The 22528-nt window shown below is 40.2% G+C and carries 18 protein-coding genes; 5 read left to right on the top strand and 13 right to left on the bottom strand.

Translation table 11 applies throughout. The features are described 5' to 3' along the window. Positions 1–7: 7 nt before the first annotated feature. The 4 genes from B9G53_RS24835 to B9G53_RS24820 are packed head-to-tail and all read right to left on the bottom strand — an operon-like array spanning position 8 to position 5934. Positions 8–2656, bottom strand: coding sequence for a glucosidase (locus B9G53_RS24835; RefSeq protein ID WP_094536111.1), 2649 nt, complete (start codon positions 2654–2656; stop codon positions 8–10). 52 nt (positions 2657–2708) lie between these two features. After that, positions 2709–3491, bottom strand: a complete 783-nt coding sequence (locus B9G53_RS24830; RefSeq protein WP_094536110.1) for an SDR family NAD(P)-dependent oxidoreductase — start codon at positions 3489–3491, stop codon at positions 2709–2711. A gap of 29 nt (positions 3492–3520) precedes the next feature. Continuing rightward, complete coding sequence (locus tag B9G53_RS24825; protein WP_094536109.1) at positions 3521–5080, bottom strand: GMC oxidoreductase; 1560 nt, start codon at positions 5078–5080, stop codon at positions 3521–3523. Between the two features lie 47 nt (positions 5081–5127). Beyond that, a complete protein-coding gene (locus B9G53_RS24820; protein WP_094536108.1) occupies positions 5128–5934 on the bottom strand; it encodes an aquaporin in 807 nt (268 codons plus the stop codon). Between the two features lie 456 nt (positions 5935–6390). Here B9G53_RS24820 and B9G53_RS24810 point away from each other — a divergent pair, with 456 nt between their 5' ends. From B9G53_RS24810 to B9G53_RS24800, 3 genes are all read left to right on the top strand, one after another. Then, entirely contained in the window at positions 6391–7278 is an 888-nt protein-coding gene (locus B9G53_RS24810; RefSeq protein ID WP_094536106.1) for an SMP-30/gluconolactonase/LRE family protein, read from the top strand. Between the two features lie 8 nt (positions 7279–7286). Next, on the top strand, positions 7287–8768 hold the full coding sequence (locus B9G53_RS24805) for an alpha-amylase family glycosyl hydrolase (RefSeq protein WP_094536105.1): 1482 nt from the start codon (positions 7287–7289) through the stop codon (positions 8766–8768). A gap of 70 nt (positions 8769–8838) precedes the next feature. Further along, entirely contained in the window at positions 8839–10326 is a 1488-nt protein-coding gene (locus B9G53_RS24800; protein WP_217901674.1) for a mechanosensitive ion channel domain-containing protein, read from the top strand. A gap of 97 nt (positions 10327–10423) precedes the next feature. On the opposite strand, the gene B9G53_RS24795 is transcribed toward B9G53_RS24800, so the two are convergent. Further along, complete coding sequence (locus tag B9G53_RS24795) at positions 10424–12103, bottom strand: alpha/beta hydrolase (protein ID WP_094536103.1); 1680 nt, start codon at positions 12101–12103, stop codon at positions 10424–10426. A gap of 182 nt (positions 12104–12285) precedes the next feature. Continuing rightward, complete coding sequence (locus tag B9G53_RS24790; RefSeq protein ID WP_094536102.1) at positions 12286–13032, bottom strand: SDR family oxidoreductase; 747 nt, start codon at positions 13030–13032, stop codon at positions 12286–12288. A gap of 359 nt (positions 13033–13391) precedes the next feature. Here B9G53_RS24790 and B9G53_RS24785 point away from each other — a divergent pair, with 359 nt between their 5' ends. Together B9G53_RS24785 and B9G53_RS24780 are read left to right on the top strand one after the other, a co-directional pair. Continuing rightward, a complete protein-coding gene (locus B9G53_RS24785; protein WP_094536101.1) occupies positions 13392–14150 on the top strand; it encodes a leucine-rich repeat domain-containing protein in 759 nt (252 codons plus the stop codon). A 357-nt stretch (positions 14151–14507) separates the two neighbouring features. After that, complete coding sequence (locus B9G53_RS24780) at positions 14508–14738, top strand: hypothetical protein (protein ID WP_094536100.1); 231 nt, start codon at positions 14508–14510, stop codon at positions 14736–14738. A 50-nt stretch (positions 14739–14788) separates the two neighbouring features. On the opposite strand, the gene B9G53_RS24775 is transcribed toward B9G53_RS24780, so the two are convergent. The 7 genes from B9G53_RS24775 to B9G53_RS27720 form a co-directional block, all read right to left on the bottom strand. Continuing rightward, positions 14789–16207, bottom strand: coding sequence for an ATP-binding protein (locus B9G53_RS24775; protein WP_094536099.1), 1419 nt, complete (start codon positions 16205–16207; stop codon positions 14789–14791). Between the two features lie 62 nt (positions 16208–16269). Then, a complete protein-coding gene (locus B9G53_RS24770; RefSeq protein WP_094536098.1) occupies positions 16270–17922 on the bottom strand; it encodes an FAD-dependent oxidoreductase in 1653 nt (550 codons plus the stop codon). Positions 17923–17975: 53 nt separating this feature from the next. After that, a complete protein-coding gene (locus B9G53_RS27725) occupies positions 17976–18128 on the bottom strand; it encodes a hypothetical protein (RefSeq protein ID WP_176453348.1) in 153 nt (50 codons plus the stop codon). A gap of 23 nt (positions 18129–18151) precedes the next feature. After that, positions 18152–19996 carry a P-loop NTPase fold protein gene (locus B9G53_RS24765; RefSeq protein WP_094536097.1) on the bottom strand — a complete coding sequence of 615 codons (1845 nt, stop codon included), beginning with the start codon at positions 19994–19996 and terminating at the stop codon, positions 18152–18154. A 503-nt stretch (positions 19997–20499) separates the two neighbouring features. Then, on the bottom strand, positions 20500–20979 hold the full coding sequence (locus B9G53_RS24760) for a GNAT family N-acetyltransferase (RefSeq protein ID WP_094536096.1): 480 nt from the start codon (positions 20977–20979) through the stop codon (positions 20500–20502). 69 nt (positions 20980–21048) lie between these two features. Continuing rightward, positions 21049–21801 (bottom strand): SDR family NAD(P)-dependent oxidoreductase, encoded by a 753-nt coding sequence (locus B9G53_RS24755; protein WP_094536095.1) that lies wholly within the window; start codon positions 21799–21801, stop codon positions 21049–21051. Positions 21802–22192: 391 nt separating this feature from the next. Further along, positions 22193–22363: a hypothetical protein gene (locus B9G53_RS27720; protein ID WP_176453347.1), complete on the bottom strand. Its 171-nt coding sequence runs from the start codon at positions 22361–22363 to the stop codon at positions 22193–22195. Between the last annotated feature and the right edge of the window lie 165 nt (positions 22364–22528).

Below are 22528 nucleotides of genomic sequence, written 5' to 3'. Positions count from 1 at the left end.
TCTATCACTACTGATACTCTCCACATTGCAAGATTAACTTCGCGACTAGTCCTGTCCATCCCGTTTGATGGCTAGCCCCAATCCCAGCACCATTATCTCCATGAAAATACTCATGAAAAAGAATCAAATCATGCCAATGGGGATCGTTCTGAAACCTTTTGATGTTGCCATACACAGGGCGATCGCCTGAAGCCTCTTCCAAGAAAATTCCTGTTAAACGTTTTGATAGCTCAGTTGCTATCTGCCAAAGATTCATTTCCTGCCCCGAACCAGTGGGAAACTCCACTTTAAAATCATCACCTAAGTAATAGTGAAACTTTTGAAGGGATTCAATAATTAGATAATTAATTGGGAACCAAATCGGTCCTCGCCAGTTGGAGTTACCGCCAAATAGACTGATATTGGATTCCGCAGGTTGATAATCTACAGAGTACTCATGCCCATTTACTTTCAAGATATAGGGATGATCTTTGTGATATCTGGAAATAGAACGGATGCCATAGGGACTTAAAAACTCACTTTCATCGAGCATCTTCGCTAAGATTTTTCTGAGCTTGTCTTTATAGGCGATCGCCAATAATCTCCTTGCACCCATACCCTTAGTTTCCATACAGGCGACATTTTCTTTAAGATTAGGGCGATTGTGAATAAACCAATCCATGCGCCGCTTAAAGTTGGGCAATTTTTCTAGGATGTCTGGCTCTAAAGTGGCGATCGCAAACAGGGGAATTAATCCGACTACGGAACGGACTTTGAGCGAGAAATGACGACCATCGGGCAGATTGAGCGCATCGTAGTAAAAACCATCTTCCTCGTTCCAGAGTTCCACATTAGCGCTACCAATCCCATTCATGGCATCGGCAATGTACAGGAAATGCTCGAAGAACTTACTCGCAATATCTTCGTAGGTAGGGTTAGTTTTGGCGAGTTCGAGGGCGATCGCTAACATATTCAAGCAATACATCCCCATCCAGCTAGTGCCATCCGCTTGATTGATAAAGCCGCCTGTGGGCAACTCTTTGCTGCGATCAAATACGCCAATATTATCCAGTCCTAAAAAACCACCTTGAAAGACATTCTTCCCTTCTGCATCTTTACGATTTACCCACCAAGTAAAATTGAGGAGTAGCTTCTGAAATACGCGCTCTAGAAATTGCTGGTCGCCATAGCCGTACATCTTCCGTTCAATTTGATAAACTCGCAGGGTTGCCCAAGCATGAACGGGCGGATTGACATCACTAAACGACCATTCATAGGCAGGAAGTTGACCGTTAGGATGCATAAACCATTCTCGCGTCAGCCGATCTAGCTGGAGCTTAGCAAAGGCAGGATCGATAACCGCAAGGGGAATGGCATGAAAAGCTAAATCCCAAGCCGCAAACCAAGGATATTCCCACTTGTCGGGCATGGAGATAATCTCATCACTAAACAGATGCTTCCATTCGTGATTGCGAATATTAGGTCTTGGAGAAGGATATTTAGGATCGCCATCTACCCATTCTTCGACAATGTAATAGTAAAACTGCTTGCTCCATAACATTCCAGCAAAGGCTTGTCTTTGGACATTTCGCTCGTCTTCAGAAATCTCAAAAGGAGTGATGCGCTTGTAAAATTCATCTGCTTCCTGCTGCCGCTTTTGGAAGATCTGCTCGAAATCATTACAAAATGGCTGGGGTTGCTGAGGGTCCGTTAAACGCAGATGAATGACTTTAGTTTCGTAAGCATCTATTTCTAGATCGTAATGCACCGCCGCTTTTGTGCCCACTTGTTCAGTATTAATCGCATCATGGCGATCGCTAACTAAATAATTATTAATCCCATCTTTAACGTAGGGAGAAGCATTTTTGACTTTAAATAATCGCTCGTAATTGGTTTCATTTTCTGTAAATAGAATTGATGGAATATTTTGCTCGGAAGCATTACAGTAAAGCCAATAATTGTCTAAGGTAGAATGTTGCGCCTCAACGATCCGCACATTTCCATCAGCATTGATTTCTTTAAGCTGAGGTTTATCACTACCTTCACCCCAAGCCCAAGTATTCCGAAACCACAGGCTCGGTAATAGGTGCAAACGTTGAGATTGACTTCCTCGATTGGTAACTTTAATTTGAATTAAAATATCTGTCGGTGATGCCTTCGCATATTCGACCGATATATCAAAATAGCGATCGCCATCAAATATCCCCGTATCCATCAGCTCGTATTCGGGTTGATAGCGATCGCGATTGCGATTTTCTTGGATTAGCTTGGCATAGGGAAAGGCTTGATGTGGATATTTATAAAGAGCCTTCATGTAGGAATGGGTAGGCGTGTTATCGAGATAAAAATAGTATTCCTTAACATCCTCGCCATGATTACCCTCTTGACCAGTCAAGCCAAACAGCCGCTCTTTGATAATGGCATCTTCCCCATTCCAGAGCGCGATCGCAAAGCATAACCTCTGATGATTATCCGATATGCCTAAAATGCCATCTTCACCCCAGCGATAGGCACGCGATCGCGCATGATCGTGGGGAAAGTAATTCCAAGCTTCACCATCTTTGCTGTAGTCTTCACGCACCGTTCCCCATTGGCGATCGCTCAAATACGATCCCCACTTCCGCCAATGGGCTTGGCGATCGCGATCGGCTGCTAGTCTTAACTCTTCTTCGGTCATGATTTTTAGCTTCTTAATAATTTAAATAGGCGGCGTTTCGCGCCGCCTATACTTACTGTTCGTGATAATTCCAGAGAAGTCCGCCATCTACAACAAAGGTAGAACCCGTCACATAATCAGCATCAGATGAAGCTAAAAATGCAACCATACCTGCCACATCTTCAGACTTGCCCAGCCTTCCCATAGGTATATTTTGTAATAAGGATCCCAATTTTTCAGGATCGTTCAAGAGCTTAGTATTGATCGGCGTTTCGATCGCTCCAGGGGCAACGTTATTAATCGTAATGCCATAGGGGGCAAGCTCTACGCCAAGGTTTCGAGTCATCATTCTCAAACCGCCTTTACTAGCGCAATAGGATGTAAAGTGCGGAAATGGTAGCTCCTCATGGACGGAACTAATATTAATCACTTTCCCACCGCGCTTGGTTGCCATCAGATACTTGACAAAAGCTTGAGTGGCAAAGAAAACACCCTTGAGATTGACATTCAAGACCGCATCATAATCTGCTTCCGTTGCCTCCCAAAAGTCCGCATGTCTCTCAATGCCAGCATTGTTAACTAAAATATCCAATTGTCCAAAATAGTCGATGCTTTCGGCAATCATGCGCTGCACTTCAGGAACAGTGCCAGTATCAGCCTTAATCGTAATACCATCAATAGGATGACATGTGCCACCTGCTTCTTTTACCTTAGCGAGGGTTTCTTCCGCACCTTCAGGATGGGAACGATAATTAATCACAACATTTGCGCCTTCCTTGGCTAATCGAATCGCGATCGCCTGTCCAATTCCCTGACTACTACCTGTAACTAACGCAACTTTACCTTTTAATCTCATTGTTTTTCTCCTAAATAATTAAAAATTAGCTACAAAATACTTTTCAAATGATCCGCCACACGAATGGCGTTAGCGATAATCGTGAGCGTAGGATTAACTGCCGCACTAGAAGGAAAAAAGCTAGCATCCACAACATAGAGGTTCTCGACATCATGGGTGCGACAGTTGCGATCTAGTACCGAAGTTTGAGGATCGTCGCCAAAGCGACAGGTTCCACATTGATGTCCGACCGCTTGCAAAGGAATATTATTGCGGGGATAAATTCCGAAAGGAATGATCTGCTCGTCGCGATCGATATTTTTGAGAACTTCTGTCCATCGCTTAGTTAGGCGATCGCTTGCTTCCTGATTATTGGGTACATAGTCGAGATATAACTTTTCACCAACGACCCGCACGCGATTATTAGGATCGGGTAAATCCTCCGTTTGCAACCACCAGCCCGTAGTATGCTCGGCAATTAGCTCCAATTCAAAATTAGGAACTAACTTCACTAAGGGAGCCAATAGCGGCGGTGCTTCCGCAGGGATCATGTCCTTAAGCACGTTACCCGTATTCTGAACTAACCCCATCGGATAGGGAAACTCAGCATCACCCCAATAAAAATCACTCACAGCGATCGTCTTCTGATACTTAGCAGGATTTGGCTTCAGCCCGATCGCCACCATTGCTACACAGAGATGCTTCATAAAATTGCGCCCAACTTGGTCAGAGCTATTTGCCAAGCCCTGCGGATGCTTGTCATTAGCTGATCGCAACAGCAAAGCCGCCGAATTAACTGCACCACAGGCGACAACAACAATATTTCCTGAGAAAGTCTGCGCTTCACCAGCAATCTCAACTTCGACAGCTTTAACTTGTTTCCCAGGCTCGTTAGTCAGTAGCTTGAGAACATTGGCATTAGTCAACAAAGTTACATTGCTCAATGGGCGAATTGGGTTAATTCCATATATCTCTGAGTCTCCTTTCGCCTGTACCAAACAGGGAAAGCCATCGCAGGTATTACAGCGAATACAAGTACTTAAAGAGCGATCGACTTCATTTAATTTTAGTCCTAAAGGCAAATTAAAGGGATGTAATCCCTGCTTCTGCATCCCATCACTAATTTCCTGCATTCGTGGCTCATGGCTAACCGCAGGATAAGGAAAATCGGCGCTTCTAATAGGCTCCGTAGGATCTTGTCCAGACTGACCATGAACGGTATAAAGCTCTTCGGCTTTAGTATAGTAAGGCTCAAATTCATCGTATTTGACTACCCATGCTGGCGAGATGCCATCTTTGTGACTAACTTCTTCAAAGTCGCGATCGCGCATCCTCAGGAGCGCCGCACCATAAACCTTAGTATTGCCGCCAACCCAGTAACCAGTGGAAGGACGAAAAGCTTTATCATCTTTGTCAAACCAAAGTTCTTCTGTATGGTATCGCTCCTTTAGATAGACATCCGCAGCACTCCAATTTTCCTTTTCTCTAGGAAGAAATCCACCCCGCTCTAAAATTAGAATCTTTTTACCCGTAGAAGCTAGCTCATACGCCAGAGTTCCACCGCCTGCTCCAGTGCCAATAATAATAACGTCGTAATTTTCGGTAGACATAGTTTTTTCCTTAGCTAAAGTTCTATCAGTTACTATCTTCTGTACGGCTATTTTTTGAATAATACTGTGCGTAAACGATTTTGGTAATCGCAGTGAATGCAGCGATAATGATTGTGATGCTGCAACTTTGCACAAGACACCTTGCGGATACTGAGGAATCTTATATAGACCTCTGCACCTAAAAACATTCCTAGAATTGGCGCAGTGATATAAATCCAAATATCTGTCCAAATTCCTGATGGTATTGCTGAAGCAAGACTTCGTGCTGGGTTCATCCCAAACCCTGAAATTGGCGACTCGAAAATGACGTAGAGCATAACTAGAAACCCTGCAAACAGCCCTGTATAGGGGGCTAACTTGCGCTTATTACTAGTTACTAAAACTACTAACATCATTAGAAAGGCGATCGCCATTTCTGCAAAAAAGGCAATCATTGTCTCTGTACTGGGAACAGTGACGATATAGGCGATCGGTGGGTAAGTAAAAAGTCTTCCTAGCAAGAGCGCAACCATTAGAACACCGATTAATCCTCCAATAATTTGAAAGATGATGTAGAACAGAGCATCAAAGGGATTAACCTTTCCAAGTCTGGCAAAAGTAAGCGTGACCGCAGGATTCAGATGTGCGCCCGATTGCTTACCCCAAGGAGAATAAATAATCGCGATCGCAGTTAAACCCATGGCAATTCCAACTAGCAATCTCTGTAAAAAAGGATCAGGGATAAATTTACTCATAAAAGAATCTGGGTGAGTAATCAGCGTACTGAAAAGTCCAGCCGAAACCATAAAGCTTCCTAATCCCCATGCTTCAATTAGATATTCAGGCAAATGGCTACTAAATAGTTTGTAGTTCATTTTTCTAATCTCTTAGCTAGTAAAACATGCAGGTTTTTCCAAGACAATGCAGCAGCAAATCTTTTTCCCTGTTTTAGTTTTTTTAGGGATTGCACTTTTTTCTGGGCATCATGGATATGAGATATACGAGAGGAGCTAAAGTTGATTCCTTTTACCCATTTACTCAAGTTCCGATTCTTCAACTAGAATGTTTCCCACATACTTACAAGGCTGTATAGAATTTACTTAAAGTATGTACACAATTTTATGGTAAACACGCTTCAATTCTTTTAACCAAATCACTAATATCAACCTGAACTTAAGTATGGGGTTTTCCTGTTTCTTTAGATAGGTAGAGATTAATACATGATCATTAAACTATTATGATTGAACTTTAACATTTCCTGAGAGAAGCATTAATCTTTATTTAGTTGTTAAACTGATAGCAAAAGTAATTAATAGAGATAAAACGAGAAAATGATGAGTACTACAGATGTGGTTGTTCCCTCTCAAATAATTGCTGAGTTTCCTATTAACACCTTCTTAGAGAGTATTGTTATTGACTCAGATAACACTTTGTTTATCACCAGTCATTATGAAGGTCAGGTGATTCGCATCGGTGCTGACGGGATTCCTACAACCTACGCAACTATTGCAGGTAAAGCAACTGGGCTAGCCATGAAGCCCGATCGCAGTTTACTACTATCTGGTTGGGACGAGCATGAAATTTCGACAGTATGGACTATTGCGACCGATGGATCAGTCGAACTTTTGGCGAAATTACCAGAAGCAATATTTTTGAATGGATTAACGAAACTAGTTAGCGATCGCTATTTAATTGCTGATTCCTATCGCGGTGCGATCTGGGAATTGAATACTGCCACTAAAAACGTTAGCATCTGGTTGGAACATCCAGAACTTGCGCGTACTTCCCCTGAAGAAGTCTTTCCTGCGGTGAATGGATTGAAAATCTATGATAATTTTCTCTATGCTTCTAATACCCAAAAGAGACAAATTGTGAGAATTCCAATTCTCGCGGATGGTTTAGCTGGTGAGCCAGAGATATTTGTTAGTGGAGTGAATATTGATGATTTTGCTTTTGATGTACAGGGTAATCTCTATGGGACAACCCATGTTTTTAATAGTGTAATCAAAATTAGTCAAGATCGCCATGTGACTACTATCGCTCAATTAGAACAAGGAGTAGCAGGGAGTACAGCTTTAGCTTTCGGCAGGACTAACGAGGAAGTTACTAGTATTTACGTTACCACTAATGGCGGGATGTCTTATCCGCCAGCAACAGGAATTGAAACAGCTAAGGTAGTAAAACTTAAAGTTGATGTTGATGGTCTGCCATTAATATAATCAACAGTATGGGCAACTATCGCTATCCTTCGCTTTATCAAATCAATACTCGCGTCTGGCTCAGTCAACTATCATCTCAAATCGGTCATCCTGCAACCCTAGATGATATTCCCGACTCAGAGCTAGATAAATTAGCGAATTTAGGATTTAGCTGGGTTTATTTCTTGAGCGTATGGCAAACAGGAGAGATTGGGCGCAAAGTTTCGCGTTCCAATCCAATCTGGTTAGCTGAATATCAAGCAACTTTTCCAGATTTACAAGTAGAAGATATCTGTGGATCTGGCTTTGCGATTAGTAGCTATACCCTTAATCGAAGTTTAGGAGAGCCAGAGGCTTTAACTAGATTGCGCGATCGCTTACATCAAAGGGGACTGAAATTGATGCTGGATTTCGTGCCAAATCATACAGCGATCGATCATCCTTGGGTATCTGCACATCCTGACTACTATGTCTCTGGGACGGAGGCACAACTTGCCAAACAGCCGCAAAATTACATCAAGTTAGATTTATCCAAGGGTTCAACTATTTTCGCCTATGGTCGTGATCATTATTTTGATGGCTGGGTTGATACCTTACAACTCAATTACGGTAATCCCGATTTACAGATTGATCTCATAAATGAGTTATTAAAAATTTCTCAATGGTGTGATGGTTTGCGCTGTGACATGGCGATGCTAGCTTTACCAGAAATTTTCCAAAGAACATGGAGAATTGAGATAGAACCATTCTGGGAAAAAGCTATCGGTAAAATCAAAGCAAGCTATCCCGATTTTACATTCATGGCAGAGGTTTATTGGGATTTAGAATGGAAGTTACAACAGCAAGGCTTTGACTACACTTATGATAAAAAACTGTACGATCGCCTACACTCACAACATTCACGATCGGTAAAAGAGCATTTTTGGGCAGATCTGGATTATCAGAAAAAATCTACTCGCTTTTTAGAAAACCACGACGAGTCTCGCGCTGCGGCTGCTTTTCCTACAGCTATTCATCAAGCAGCCGCGATAATCACTTTTTTTTGCTCAGGACTGCGTTTTTTCCATCAAGGGCAATTACAAGGTTGGAAGACAAAAATTTCCGTTCATCTCTGTCGCTTTCCAGAACAGGCAAGCGATCGCAGTTTGCAGGAGTTTTATCTAAATTTGCTTAAAGTTCTCAACCAAAACCTATTTCGTGATGGCAATTGGCAATTGTTGCCATGCAAACCTGCTTGGGATGGCAATTGGACTTGGGACTGTTTCATTGTCTTTGCTTGGGAAGAACAAGATGGGAAACGCGCGATCGCTGTAGTTAACTATGCCCCCAATCAAAGTCAGTGTTATCTTGCCTTGTCTTGGACAGATCTGAGCAATCAAACCTACCAACTTAGAGACTTAATGGGAACCACAACGCATAAACGCTCTGGAGAATCTCTTCTTAATTCTGGACTCTATCTAGACATACCAGCATGGGGATACCATATATTTGAATTAAGTAGTACAGCATAGTTATGTATCCACCTGCGTAGCAGATGGATACATAATTATGCTTAGCTAATTGAGTGCTGATAACAACAAAATGAATTCCCATCTCCAGCAGTTTTTCATGCTTACAGGTCAATTTCTTCAAGCTCCGATCTTCAAGATTGGGGATGAATCAATATCTATATTTTGGTTGTTTAAGCTATTGCTGTCATTCCTGACAGTAATGCTGCTCTCAATAATTTGCAAACGCTTACTCAAAAACCGCTTGTTGCCGAGATTAGGTGCAAGCCAAGGACAAAGAGAGGCGATCGCTACGCTTGTGACCTATGGGATTGGTGCATTAGGTTTTGTGATCGTTCTACAAGTAAATGGGCTGAATATTGCACCTTTAGTTGTGACTTTAGGCGGGTTAGGGATCGGGGTTGGGTTTGGATTTCAGGAAATCACTAAAAACTTGATTAGCGGATTGACACTGCTGATAGAGGGTAAGTTACAAGTAGGAGACTATGTTGAATTTGATAATCTCTCAGGACATATTAAAGAAATTGCATTGCGTTCCACAGTCATAAAGACTTTTGATGGTGGCGATGTCGTGGTTCCTAACAGCAACTTAACTAGCAATCGTGTTCTCAACTGGAGCTATAAAAGTCTCATGGGCAAGCTCCATTTACCTGTGAAAGTTGCCTACAATAGCGATCCTATTTTAGTCACCGAAACTTTATTAAATTCGGCTTACATGGAATCAACAGTGCTCCATGAACCACCACCAAGGGTGATATTCAAAGGTTTTGGTGAAAGTGCCTTAGAGTTCGACTTGTGGGTATGGATCGCCCAAATTGACGAAGGAGTGTTAGTGAGAAGTTCTCTAAATTTCATTGTTGAACATAATCTGCGGCAAGCGGGAATCAAAATACCTTTACCACAAAGAGATCTATGGCTAAGAAATATTGATGAACTCAAGCAGATAATACCGCAATTGTCAGACTCTCAACTCTCAAGCAATGGGCTGTCTTCAAATAATTCCGTTAATTTAAATCCACAGCAATCTCTTGCTAAAAGTTTGCGTCAATCTATTTCAATTCGAGATTCTCTTCGACAATTACCCCATTTTAATGTCTGTTCAGATATCCATCTCCGTGAACTTATCGAGACTGGCTATCGTAAGTTTTTTGCAGAGTCAGAAGTAGTATTTAACGAGAATGATATGGGTACTCACTTCTACTTGGTGCTATCAGGATCGATTGAAACTGTGGTAACTAGGCTCGATCACCATGTCAAAATTTACAAATCAGGAGATATCCTTGGCGAAGTGGCAATTATGCTGAATTTACCTTATACGAGTACGGCGATCGCGCTAGAGGATACTAGCGTATTTGTGATCAATAAGCATAGCTTTGATCGCTTGCTGCGGTTGCATCCCGATTTAGCGGAAACTTTCACTCAGGAACTAACCAAGGAAAAGAAAATCTATCAAGATATCCGCCAGCAATTGCAAGACCTTGGTTTATTGGGCATGACAGAACAGAACAATAGATTTGCTGACTGGGTAAAATCAAGGTTAAAGGGGATTTTTTCTAGTTAGATCTCAAGAAGAAAGTTAAACATATGCTTCGACTTCGCTCAGCCAGCATCGTACAGTGACTGAGCGAAGTCGAAGTCTCAATCAAGTTTTATAATTTCTATGGATTAGCACTTAAAGCCTGACTTAACTGCACCTCTGAAAAAGAAGTAACAAGATTTAGTGGTAGAGTTTCTTGACTTATAGTCTTCACATAAGCCGCAGTCAAATAAGGACGGAATTCGGGTTCACTAGAAAGATAGGTTTTAAAAAATGCCACACTTAAAGACTTGACATAGGGATGAGCAAAACTAGGATCAACTCCAATTAGGGATTTAGGAATATTAAACACATCACTTTCATTCTCATCTAAAAATGAGAAATGCGTTCCTTTAGGAGCAACTACCAAATATTTATCAGGAGTATTGATCCAAGTAAATGGAAAAAGCTGCTCAGGAACTGCTGGAGCAATCACATCATCACCACTAGCAAAAATCATCACAGGAACATCCAGAGTGCGAATCCCTTCTCGTTGAAACATCGTACTTCCACCGATAGGATTTAAAGTAAGAATTGCTTTAAATCGACGATCTTTCAAATCATATTCTTTTGGTTCTAAATTAATTGCACGACATTGAATTAACTTAGAAAGATTAAAAGAAGTTACATTTGGTTCTGGCACAGTACAGTTAGATCTAATACTATCAAAATTTAGTCTTGCACCACCCAACGTCAAAACCGTGTAACCACCCAAGGAATGACCGATCAGACCAACATTTTGAAGATCTAGTTGGTCTTTGATACTAGTTGAAGTTTTTGCCTGACGTTCAAGATCATCCAGTAAATATTTCACATCGAGAGGTCTTAAATACATATCTCGAAGATTAGGAGTTTTGCCAAAGCCTCTCAGAAAAGCACTAAAATCTTGACTACCTGTTCCTGGATGTTCCAATACAGCCACTGCATATCCATAGGATGCTAGATGTTGCGACAAATAAGTAAATGTATTTCGGTTTGAGGCTAATCCATGGGAAATAACAATTACAGGCGCAGGTTTCAATATCTTTTGAGGTACATACAATGTAGCTTTGATTGCCGCACCTCGCTCTGGATTCTGAAAAGTGAACTCTTGTAACTGCCAAGAGAACTGACCTTTGTTAGTGATTTCATTTGATGGCGAAGCAATCTTACTCGTCGCTATTTCATTATCTGATTGTCTTTGCAAAGCGGCGATCGCTAATTCCTTGCGATACCAAAGTTGTGATATTTCTTTGTAAGCCTCTAACCCTAAAGGTAAATCTAGTTCAATTGTGGATAAAGGGAAGCGCCGTAAAACATTAATTGGAGTTAAGCCTTCAGGACTAACCGCCGAAAGAATCATCGAAGCGCGTAAGGCTAATAATCCATTTTGATATCCATCCCCTTGTAAAATTCTACCTAAGCGCTTCATAATTACAAGCCCAATTGGAGAATAAGTAAACTGGGCAACTGTTACATGGCTAATGTCATAACGTGTGTTTAAAGCTTGCCTCAATTCATTCCGTTGACTAGGAGAAAGATTGTCCAGATAAAAAGCAAGTTGTTTAGTAAGTCGTCCAGTTTTGGCAAATATTTCAATGTCAGCAATTGGAATCACAAACTGTCCAAATGGAGAGTACCAAAATGAGATCTTCTCTGCACTAATGGCTGACTCTTGACTAGTAATCGTTGAACACAAAGCGATCGCTACAGCTAATGGAACTGCTAAAAATACTTGGCTGCCTAGTATAAAGATGCGTTTTATATATTTATGAAAACTCATAATATTAGCTTCTAAATTCCTTATAAAACACTATAAATAGCAACTTGAGATTATCTTACAACTGTTCTCACAATTAGATAATTAGGATAAGATGCGCTCGCTGTCATTATAGAAATGTTGATTTAGATCCTAAAAATCTGGAACTTTCCGCCTCATTAATCCCTATGTAAGAACATATATGTTTAAGGAGTGGAAGTTGGCAACATCATTGCCACTATTTTTTCAAGAGATTTGGGATCTTTAAGCAATTGGGCTGCCATCTGCTTAGCTTGCTCACCAGGATAAACATCCTCAACGCCATCGACAACAGCTTGTAGAGCTTCTCTAACAACCTCTTCGGGTGAAACCTTCGGCTCGGGATAGGATTTTCCCATCCCGATATCGATAGTTGCGGGTAGTACCGCAATAACTAGAGTTCCTTGAGATGCTAACTCTGCGCGTACTCCTTGAGTTAAAGATAAAGTCGCTGCCTTAGAAGCACTGTAACTACCATTAAAAGGAAGATTGACTCGCGCTACCATTGACACCATGTTAATAATCGCTCCTCCTTGATTCTGTTTTAGTACAGGAGCAAAAGCACGACATACGATCAAAGTTCCTAAATAATTGACTTCTATTTCCATGCGTGCTTTTGATAAGTCAGTAGCCGCAATTAAGCCTTGATTAAACCCAACTCCCGCATTATTAATCAGTAATGTTATATCCTGACATAGGGAGACTGCTTGTTTAACTGATTGCTCGTCAGTAATTTCAAGAGTAATAGGGATGATTTTGCTAGGATCTTTTGCTACTAGATTGGCTAGGCTATCAGGATTACGCGCACATGCATAAATCTTGGCAGCACCTTGCGATCGCAACGCCTCAACATAGTATTGTCCTAGCCCTCCATTAGCTCCTGTAACCAGAGCAATGCAGTTCTCTATTTGCATAACTTTTCCTCACTTGCCAGACAATCCCATTTATTCATATCGTTGTGAACTATTTTTGGCTCAGTTATATTAGCTTTGGACATGGATCTTAAACACACTCTTAAGAACAATTTAGGAAATATCTGTAGGTGATGAATAGATAGATTTCACTCGTGTAAACACTAGCAGGATGACAAATAGTGAGTCACTAATACAAAAGCTTGATTTTCTTAGCCAAATAAACAAGATAAGCCTGTACTTAAGTATAGGAATGTTATGATTTTGTAATGAAATCTCGAAACGGTAAAAGACGTAATACAATGAATTGGCATGTTTGAGACAATATGAATTACTTGAAACTCTAAAAAATTTGAACCTCAATGAAATACTTTTCAGGCTCTATTGTTATTTTTATCGCTGTAGTTTTAGTGTCTTGTCAAGCCTCCCAAATATCAGCAGTTCCAGCCAGCGATAAAAATATTGATCGTCAAAGCTTGGACAACAAAAACATTGATAACAAACCTATCAGTACTAAAAATACTGACTATAAAAGTTTTGAGCAATGGTGTCTAAATAAAGATTCTCTCTCATTAGAAACTAGAAAGACTGTCGAGTTAATGCTAAAAGTATCGGGTACAAAAGACTGTAAGTTAGCAAATTCTAAGCTCAGAAGTCTTGCTAATCTCGATCTGGTGGTTGAACTTGATTATAGTGAGGGATTATTGAACGCCGCCTTTCGCGCTGATCCTCTAAAGATTAGTGACCTTAGACCTCTTGCAAGTTTAACAAACTTGACTACACTAAACCTCACTTACAATAAAATCAGCGATCTCAAACCCCTTGCTAATTTGACAAATCTAACTACACTCATTCTTACTTTCAATGAAATCAGCGATATTAAGCCACTTAGCCGTTTAACTAAGTTAACTATGCTTCAAATAGGTGCAAATAAAATTAGCGATATTAAACCCATTGCTAGTTTAGTTAACTTGACTTCACTGCAAATTGAATCAAATCAAGTTAGAGATTTTAAACCTTTAAATAGTTTGACTAAGTTGGATATACTTAGTATTTCCGATAATCCCTCAAGCCTCAAAAGTTGTCCAGTCAAAAGAAATATAAAACTTTGTGCTTATTAAGAAGATTTAATCAAATGTAGAGTGTGTTAGTGCAATGTAACGCATCAACTAGGTAAAAAATGAAGGGTTACGCGATCGCTAACCCATCCTACATACATTTAATTCCAATAACTTACTTAGAGAGAAAGAATGATTTAATGACTTCTTAGTTTACTCTTTTGTGTCATGAAGCCTTAATATTTAGTAGTTCTAAATCATTGTAGTTTTTTGGGTTTGTAGAAGCGCAACCATTCTGGTTGCGCTTCTACAAACCATTTAGGAGCGCTATATTAAGTAGAGATATATTTGTACAAATGGTTCTTATCAATTATTGAGTTGTACTATTATCCTATTCGCCTATTAATTTGGAGATAAAAAGTGAGTTCAGTTTATTTTAAATCTATCCTAGAAAAGCGAAATCAATGGCTAGAAGAACAAATTCGTCAGATGAGTGTCGATATACTTAGCCTTGGCACATACACCTGTACGGTATGCGGAGAAGTTTTAGGTGAGTACATTATTGACTACTCAGGTGAAACGATTCGACTTTCTGGAGCAGAAACATATGCGTTTCTTAAATTTGTTGTTGAGACAGAATTACATCCCTAAAGCAGTGATGATATGCTGCACATGGCGAGGCATATCATCACTGCCTTAGTTTAGGCAGCTTGGATTGGTAGAAATACTATGAAGCAAGTTTTACCAGCGACAGACTCGATCGCTAAGCTTCCTTGATGTCGATTTTCGATAATACGTCTGACTACATCTAGCCCTAACCCTGAACCTTTTCCCATTGGCTTAGTAGTAAAGAAAGGCTCAAGGATACGGTTTTTTACCTCTAGAGCGATGCCATGTCCATTGTCGATAATTTCTACTACTAAACATTTGTCTCGGTGACAAGTACGAATTGTAATCGTCGCAGGTGATCCGTCAAAGGAGCCTGTGTTTTCTAGTTCGTAAATTGCATTATCAATTAAATTCGTCCATACCTGATTTAGCTCACTTCCAAAAGCCAAAATCTGCGGCAAACTCTGATCATAATCACGTTTAATTGTAATGCCATGCTTAATTTTAAACGAAAATAATCGTAGCGTGTCTTCAATCCCTTCATGAATGTCAATTTTTTGCAATGCGCCCCGATCCATATAGGAATAAGACTTCATCGACTGTACTAATGTCGAGATTCTCTCAGCGCCATTCAAACCATTACCAATCATTGCCATCACATCAAAGGATAGAGCTAACCACCGCAGCCCCATATCTCTTAATTCTGTAGAATCATTCCGCCAACGTTCCATTATTGAGGATAATATCTCTGGTTCCACACCACCTAAAGCCAAAGGTTCTACTAATTTCCAAGCCTCCTGTACACCATAGTCCTCTAGCCATTCTAATAATCGATCTTCGCGATCACTCAATTCTAAAGAATTAGTTGACGGATGTGCGATCGCTTCAAAGCCTAAATCCCGAATTTTTAGCCATTCGGCTGTATGCGCCTCATCAACTTGACGCTGACCATAAATCAGGTTCATCCGCTGTAGTTCTAGCATTGCTGGTTGTAAATCCTTTAAAGCGCGCACTAGAGCCGCCGCAGGATTATTTAGTTCATGGGCAAGTCCTGCGGAGAGAGTGCCAAGAGCCGCCATTTTTTCACGGGTTTGAATGAAAGATTCTAGACCACGCAAACGCTTCTGAACGATCCGAAACATTAGCTTCTCAAACTCTCGGCAGGAATGTAGCACATCAATAAAATCTTCACTAGAGAGTCGATAGAGTTGCACTTCGTTGACTGCCTCTAAGGTCACAGGCACATTATCGTCGGAGAGGACTTGAATTTCGCCAAAGAAGGATAATCCCTCATGACGACCGATGGGCATATTCACACCTTGACTCATGCGGCTGATATTCGTGATTCCATTCACCTGAATGTAAAATCCATCAGGGCGATCGCCCTCTCGACAGAGAATATCTCCCGCTTTGAGGTGGATTAGCTGGACGCGATCGCAGATCCACTTAAGTCTTTCAATGGGCAAGGTCTGAAAGAGTTCCAGTTGTAATAGAGTATCAGCACAGAGCATGGCAATCTCCTAGACTATAAACAAAGGAAAAGAATTGCGAAGCAATTCTTTTCCTTTCAGAGTTAAACATTGGCAAGATGTTGATGCACAAATTGTACGCAAATCGATCCTTCACCTACGCCTGAGGCAACGCGCTTAACTGAGCCGTGACGCACATCTCCCACCGCAAATATCCCAGCAATATTTGTCTCTAACAAGAAGCGATCGCGCTCCAATTGCCAAGGCGTAGTTTTCTCAATATCTAAACCCGTTTTTACAAAACCGCGATTATCTTTCTGGACTAAATCTCCTAACCATTCTGTACTGGGCGTTGCGCCGATGAAAATAAATAGCGAACTTGTTGCAAAAGTTTTGACCTGTCCTGTTTGCGAGTCATTGACGACAATCTCCTCTAGCTTGTCTCCTCCTCTCACCTCAACTACGCTGTGATAGGGCAAAACTTCGATATTAGGAGTTCCCGCAATCTGGTCGATCAAATACTGAGACATACTCTTAGTGAGGGATTCGCCACGGACTAACATGCGAACCTTGCTGGCATATTTCGAGAAATACATCGCCGCCTGACCTGCGGAGTTAGCGCCACCCACTATATAAACTTCCTCATTCTGACAAGCGGATGCTTCAGTTTGAGCCGCTCCATAGTAGACACCTGAGCCAGTAAACTGATCAATTCCCTTGACATTGAGCCTTCGCCAAGCTACACCCATCGCCAAAATTAATGCGTGGCAACTAATCTCTGAACCATTCGATAATGTAATGATGCGATAGTTGTTCTCAATGCGGATGCCTGTTGCTTCTAAAGGAGTTAGGATTTCTACCCCAAAACGCTTGGCTTGGGTGACTCCCCGTCGAGCGAGGTCGCTACCGCTCAAGCCCACAGGAAATCCTAGATAGTTCTCGATGCGCGAGCTGGTTCCTGCCTGTCCTCCAGGAGCTTCCTTCTCAATCATCACTGTGCGTAACCCTTCAGAGGCTCCGTAAACTGCGGCGGCTAGTCCTGCGGGACCACCACCAATAATGGCGAGATCGTAAAATGGTTTTTCGGCTTCTGTTTGTAGTCCGACTTTTCCCGCAATATCAGTAATGCTCGGCTTAACTAATTTCGTACCATCGGGCAAAATCACCAAAGGCAAACAGGGATTACCTTTCTCGCCAGCATATTCCAAAAACTTCTGAGCTTCAGGATTAGTTTCAATATCGAGCCAACGATAAGGAATTTGGTTACGAGCAAGGAAATCGCGAATATTGTGGGATTGCGGAGACCAGCGATCGCTAATTACTTTTACGCCTTGAAATTCGGGTTTAAAGTTGGCTTGCCAATCGTTGAGTAAGTCATCAAGGGCAGGATAAAGCTTTTCCTGTGGAGGATCCCAAGGCTTTAATAGGTAGTAGTCCAGTCTCGCTGTATTAATCGCGGCGATCGCGGCATTCGTATCGGCATAGGCAGTCAGCAGCACTCGCTTTGCTTCGGGAAAGATGTCACTCGCCTGTTCTAAAAATTCTACACCGCTCATTTGTGGCATCCGTTGATCCACTAAGAATAGAGCGATCGCTTCGTTACGAAGTTTGAGTTGCTGGGTGGTATCAAGCGCTGATGCTCCAGAGTCCGCACGCACAATCCGAAAGCGATCACCATACTGCTGTCGTAAGTCTCTAGCCACCGCTTGCAATACTGCGGGGTCATCATCAACGGTAAGTATTACAGGCTTGAGCATGGGACATCTTAGGGGAATGATTGGATCTCAATTAAATTTATATTACAAAATAGCTAAGTTTTCTGTTGTGAGGCGATCGCTATTTCTTGAATTATCCCTAAGTTTAATAAAATCCTATACTTAAGTTTGGGTTGTTGTAGGTTTGTAATGAAGAGTGCGATCGCTAGTACTGGGGGTTGTGATTTCTGGGCGATCGCATTAACCATCAATCTTCTAAAGGCGATCGCTATTACTGTGAACTATCGTTTGGAATCTCAACTTTATAAATAAACTTTACTCTTTTTTCATTAAGTTTATTTTGCTTTGCTATACGTACAAGAGCAGCAGTTGTATTATCCACAATGGTTTTATATTTTTGGTTTTCTTCTTCATTATTTGAGCTTATTTCTCTAAATAGAAATAAGCCTTTTCTAATTTTTGAGACAATTCCATTGGGTTTTGACATCATCCATTCATAAATATTGTCTTCTGTCAGAGAACTTAGAAATTCAACTTCTTTGCGTTCCCATCCTTGCTTTTCAACAATTCCATCTAAAATATCATCAATATTGGAAATCTTCGGTTTATTCTGAAGTTCTTGAATTTTTTTCGCTAACAATGTATTTCCTATCTTTCTATTACCCAAAAAATCCTCTGGATCTGCACTAGCTAAATTATCTGAGTTTAGATTTACATACTTATCAATATAATCATTTACATTATCACCATATTCTTCAAGTAAGTCTATCGATTGAGAGAAATCCCAAAGGGTTATTTTACTTAGATCGGCATCTAAAATGTCTCTAATTGCTAATTTTAAATGTTCTACGTTATCGTCAAATGAATCTGCATATATATTCCATGCTTTACGTAGGTTTTTTTGAGTAATATCTAATTGCTCTTTCTGATTCTCCTTATCTATTTCCACTCTGAAAGCTTCTTCATTCAAATATCCATCTGTAAGCATTGAAACAAGATAATCATCATAACTGGATGGAAATAGACCTAGAACGCTAGCTATACTTCTCCACTCTTTTTCTTCCTCAGTCAAATCTTGAGATTCTTCACTGTATAATAAAACTGAAAGCCATGTTGTTTCTTTTATTCTCTTAATAATGAATGGCAGAGAAAGCTTACTTTCTGAATTAAAAGCCCCCCAACAAAACACCGCAAGATGGAGTAAAACTTGTTTCTGAAGACTATTTTCAGTATTCTCAATAATTTCTTGGATTTTGATTGCACTCCACTTAAATTTCTTAAGAATGCGAATATTAGAAACATTGAGGATTTGAAAAATATTTAGAAAATCATCAAAAAATAAATGTTCTGCATCAAATACTTTGAGGAGATTATCTCTAATGCTAGGTCTATATTCAATTTCTAGATCGATAACTTTTTCTCGATACTTACCAAATTCTTCTAAATCCTGATGCCCCAATGTTTTATCATTAAGTATAATAATAACCTTACAATTTTTCCTTTTACTTATCTCATCAATAAAACCCATTATTTGTCTTATACTTAAATCATTTTCCTTACGCTCAATGTCATCTAAGCAAATTAAGTAATTGCTAATCAACCCATGCTCAACCAAATTAATTATTGGCAAGAATGGCTTAGATTGAGGTAAAGATTTAGAGATATGGAAGAATTGCACTAAAGGTTGAGAAAGAAATTTAGAGGTTTTATGGATTGGTGCTAAAAGTGGAAGAAAAAAATTAGTGATTTTGGCAATTTGTGGTGAGGATTGAAGGGAATTTTGTCCGCCTGTTCCTATATCAAATAAGATTCTTAAAACTGCGTTCTCTTTTTTATATAAATTTATAAGTTCTTCTATAACCTCTGTCTCTGGTTTCAGTAACTCACCCACACGAAAAATTTTAGATTTTAATTCTGATAAGTTATGTAGCCCGAATAAAGATACATAAGAATACGCTGTCTGCTGGATCTCTTTTTTTGCTATTTTGTCCTTAATGTAACTTTCCCAAAAATAGGTTTTTCCAATACCCCAAGATCCTTTTAAAACAAGAACTGGAAAATCTTTTTCCTTAAAAAATGAATCTAATGTATTTTTTACAGCTACTGTACTATTCATATTTATAAGTAGTTAATGTTTATCCTTAAACTGTAGCTTAATTCAATATTAGCTAAATATGCCTCGACTGAAAGAAAGATTCAAAATGATATCTGAGAAACTAGTAGCAACTTGACTCTGAACGACAGAATGTGAATCTTTAATTATTGTAATACCTGACGACCAATCCGTATCAATGGGGTTCGTAAGATAACTGTGATTTAGTCTAACGACAAACTATCGTAGATCATAATTTGTTAAATGCGATCTCATCAACAAGACATCTCCAAAAGGCGATCGCTGTTACTATGAGTTTTTATTTTTAGGCGATCACCTAAATTATCTATCTGATAAAGGGTTTGCTGTGGGCGATCGCTATTAATATGAGTCATGATTATTAGGCGATCTCTCAACAAATGTTGTTCTTTGCGGCGGGACGTATTCTGAAAGGAATCGCCAATAACTTTTGAGAACTCAACGATATTGGCGATTATGCTTAGACTTCTTCCTCTATTGGATACTTCTCATAATTTCTTTTCCCAGAATAATGCTTTTCCCATTTTTGGATCTAACTCATAGCCACTGAATCCAAAAGACTTGTACGCTGCTTGAGCAACATGATTTCCTTCAAGCACTTCTAGAGTAAGTTTACAGCAGCCCAAATCGATTGCAATATCCTCTGCTTTCTGTAACAAAAGTTTTGACAAACCTTGTCCACGGTAAGGTAAAGCAACAATGGCATCATGGATATTTAGTAATGGCTTGCAAGCAAACGTAGAGAATCCTTCAAAGCAAATAACAAGACCTGCGGGTTGAGAATCAACAAACGCAAGAATAACATGAGCCGATTTTCGCTTTGCTAACTCTGCTGGGAGATTTAATTTAACTTGATTGGATAGACCTTGACCACCACCCATTGGGTCAAGTGCATACTCATCCATTAATTGGATCATCGCTTCCACATGAGCAGATAAACTTAGATCCGCTTTTATGATACTTATCATCTATCTGTTAATCTTTGAATCTTCTAGGATAACAATACCTCACGTCAGATATTTTTTAACGTGCCTATACTATGTAAGGTTTAGCCCTCCGTCTGAAATTATAATTTCTCCCGTGAGATAGTGACTTGCAACGATCATTGAAGCTATCTGTGCTATCTCTTCGGGTTGTGCTCCTCGTCCCATCGGAGATCGTTCTTCCCAGAGCTTTCGTGCAGTTGTCCAATCTTTGCTCATGGGGGTGTCAACCAAACCAGGAGCGATCGCATTCACACGAATCAATGGTGACAGACTCACTGCAAGGAGCTTTGTCATGTGATTCAAAGCGGCTTTACTAGCAGAGTATGGGATTGAAGCTCCTTTAGGACGGATTCCAGCATGAGAGCTGATATTGAGAATACAGCTAGGACATTCACGACTTGATGACTGACGTAAAGCAGTTTCAGCCTCTGTAATGAGTGTCCAAGGGGCGATAACGTTGACTTCATAAAGGTCTCGCCAAATCTCTGGTGAGGCTTCCTTTAGAGAGGCATGTGGAATCGTTGCACTAACACCTGCATTGTTAACCAATACATCCAGCCGACCATAATGCGATAGAACCTCAGAAATCAAATGACGAGATTGCTTTTGGTCGGAAAAATCAGCCTGAAAGTAAGATGCACTAGGATAGGCTTCTGCTAATGCCTGTCCAACAGTCACTGAAGACTTGGAATGAAAAGCAACCATAAAGCCATCATCAGCAAGCCGCTTTGCGATCGCCATTCCAATACCAGAAGTCGAACCAGTTACAAGGGCAACTCTGTTTTCGCCTTTATTTTCGGTCACAATGTTAAACTTCTCATTTTCCTTAAATCTAATTCTGCCTAACTTATAGTTTTAACGCAATTGCGATTTAGTTACTCTACTGGGTGACAAAATACCGCAGGTTTCTACTTTAAGTCAAATGCGATCGCATCAACGATCTATCTCCTCAAGGCGATCGCTATTACTACGAGTCATGATTTCTAGGTGATCGCATCAACAATCTATCTTCTAAAGGCAATCGCTATTACTGTAAAGAGCAGCCATAGATGTTTTTAATGTTTAAAAAGCCAATGTTTTACTTAGTTAAAGAGTAATAATGCAATTCACTTATTTGTGCCAGAAAATACACACTCCTTTTCCACTCAAGGATTCGCGCCGCACCGTTAATCCTTGAGTGGAAAAGGAGTAAATGTTAGTTCTTTGTTTCAATAGCATGAATAGTAAATGGCTTACCATTTAACTCAATACATTTCTGCCACACATTTTTTCTATTGGGAACGGGATTAAATTCACCTCGATAAGCTATCTCTATAAGCTGCTTTTTTAGGCTTGAATTAAAGCCTTTGAGTGCGTTATCAGGCATTTCAGAACACCAAGCATTACAACCTACATTCCGCTCGTAATGGAAGGGTAAAATAATTACCGAAAATCAAAATCATCGAAAATCAAAAAAGAGGAGGKAAATATTAATACAGAGATGAAAGTATCGAATCTAGACCATCTAGGGATCGTGGCAGGGATGATCGAC

This window comes from Pseudanabaena sp. SR411 (assembly GCF_002251945.1).
Lineage (GTDB): Bacteria > Cyanobacteriota > Cyanobacteriia > Pseudanabaenales > Pseudanabaenaceae > Pseudanabaena.
The sequence above is the reverse complement of the archived record's forward strand: the minus strand, read 5'-3'. Positions and strand labels throughout refer to the sequence as shown.

Coding starts and splice junctions, on each gene's coding strand:
- B9G53_RS24785 (WP_094536101.1), top strand. CDS start 13,392: ATGAAATACTTTTCAGGCTCTATTGTTATTTTTATCGCTGTAGTTTTA.
- B9G53_RS27720 (WP_176453347.1), bottom strand. CDS start 22,363: ATGCCTGATAACGCACTCAAAGGCTTTAATTCAAGCCTAAAAAAGCAG.
- B9G53_RS24765 (WP_094536097.1), bottom strand. CDS start 19,996: ATGAATAGTACAGTAGCTGTAAAAAATACATTAGATTCATTTTTTAAG.
- B9G53_RS24760 (WP_094536096.1), bottom strand. CDS start 20,979: ATGATAAGTATCATAAAAGCGGATCTAAGTTTATCTGCTCATGTGGAA.
- B9G53_RS24835 (WP_094536111.1), bottom strand. CDS start 2,656: ATGACCGAAGAAGAGTTAAGACTAGCAGCCGATCGCGATCGCCAAGCC.
- B9G53_RS24825 (WP_094536109.1), bottom strand. CDS start 5,080: ATGTCTACCGAAAATTACGACGTTATTATTATTGGCACTGGAGCAGGC.
- B9G53_RS24830 (WP_094536110.1), bottom strand. CDS start 3,491: ATGAGATTAAAAGGTAAAGTTGCGTTAGTTACAGGTAGTAGTCAGGGA.
- B9G53_RS24810 (WP_094536106.1), top strand. CDS start 6,391: ATGATGAGTACTACAGATGTGGTTGTTCCCTCTCAAATAATTGCTGAG.
- B9G53_RS24805 (WP_094536105.1), top strand. CDS start 7,287: ATGGGCAACTATCGCTATCCTTCGCTTTATCAAATCAATACTCGCGTC.
- B9G53_RS24800 (WP_217901674.1), top strand. CDS start 8,839: ATGAATTCCCATCTCCAGCAGTTTTTCATGCTTACAGGTCAATTTCTT.
- B9G53_RS24790 (WP_094536102.1), bottom strand. CDS start 13,032: ATGCAAATAGAGAACTGCATTGCTCTGGTTACAGGAGCTAATGGAGGG.
- B9G53_RS24795 (WP_094536103.1), bottom strand. CDS start 12,103: ATGAGTTTTCATAAATATATAAAACGCATCTTTATACTAGGCAGCCAA.
- B9G53_RS24775 (WP_094536099.1), bottom strand. CDS start 16,207: ATGCTCTGTGCTGATACTCTATTACAACTGGAACTCTTTCAGACCTTG.
- B9G53_RS24820 (WP_094536108.1), bottom strand. CDS start 5,934: ATGAACTACAAACTATTTAGTAGCCATTTGCCTGAATATCTAATTGAA.
- B9G53_RS27725 (WP_176453348.1), bottom strand. CDS start 18,128: ATGGTTAATGCGATCGCCCAGAAATCACAACCCCCAGTACTAGCGATC.
- B9G53_RS24770 (WP_094536098.1), bottom strand. CDS start 17,922: ATGCTCAAGCCTGTAATACTTACCGTTGATGATGACCCCGCAGTATTG.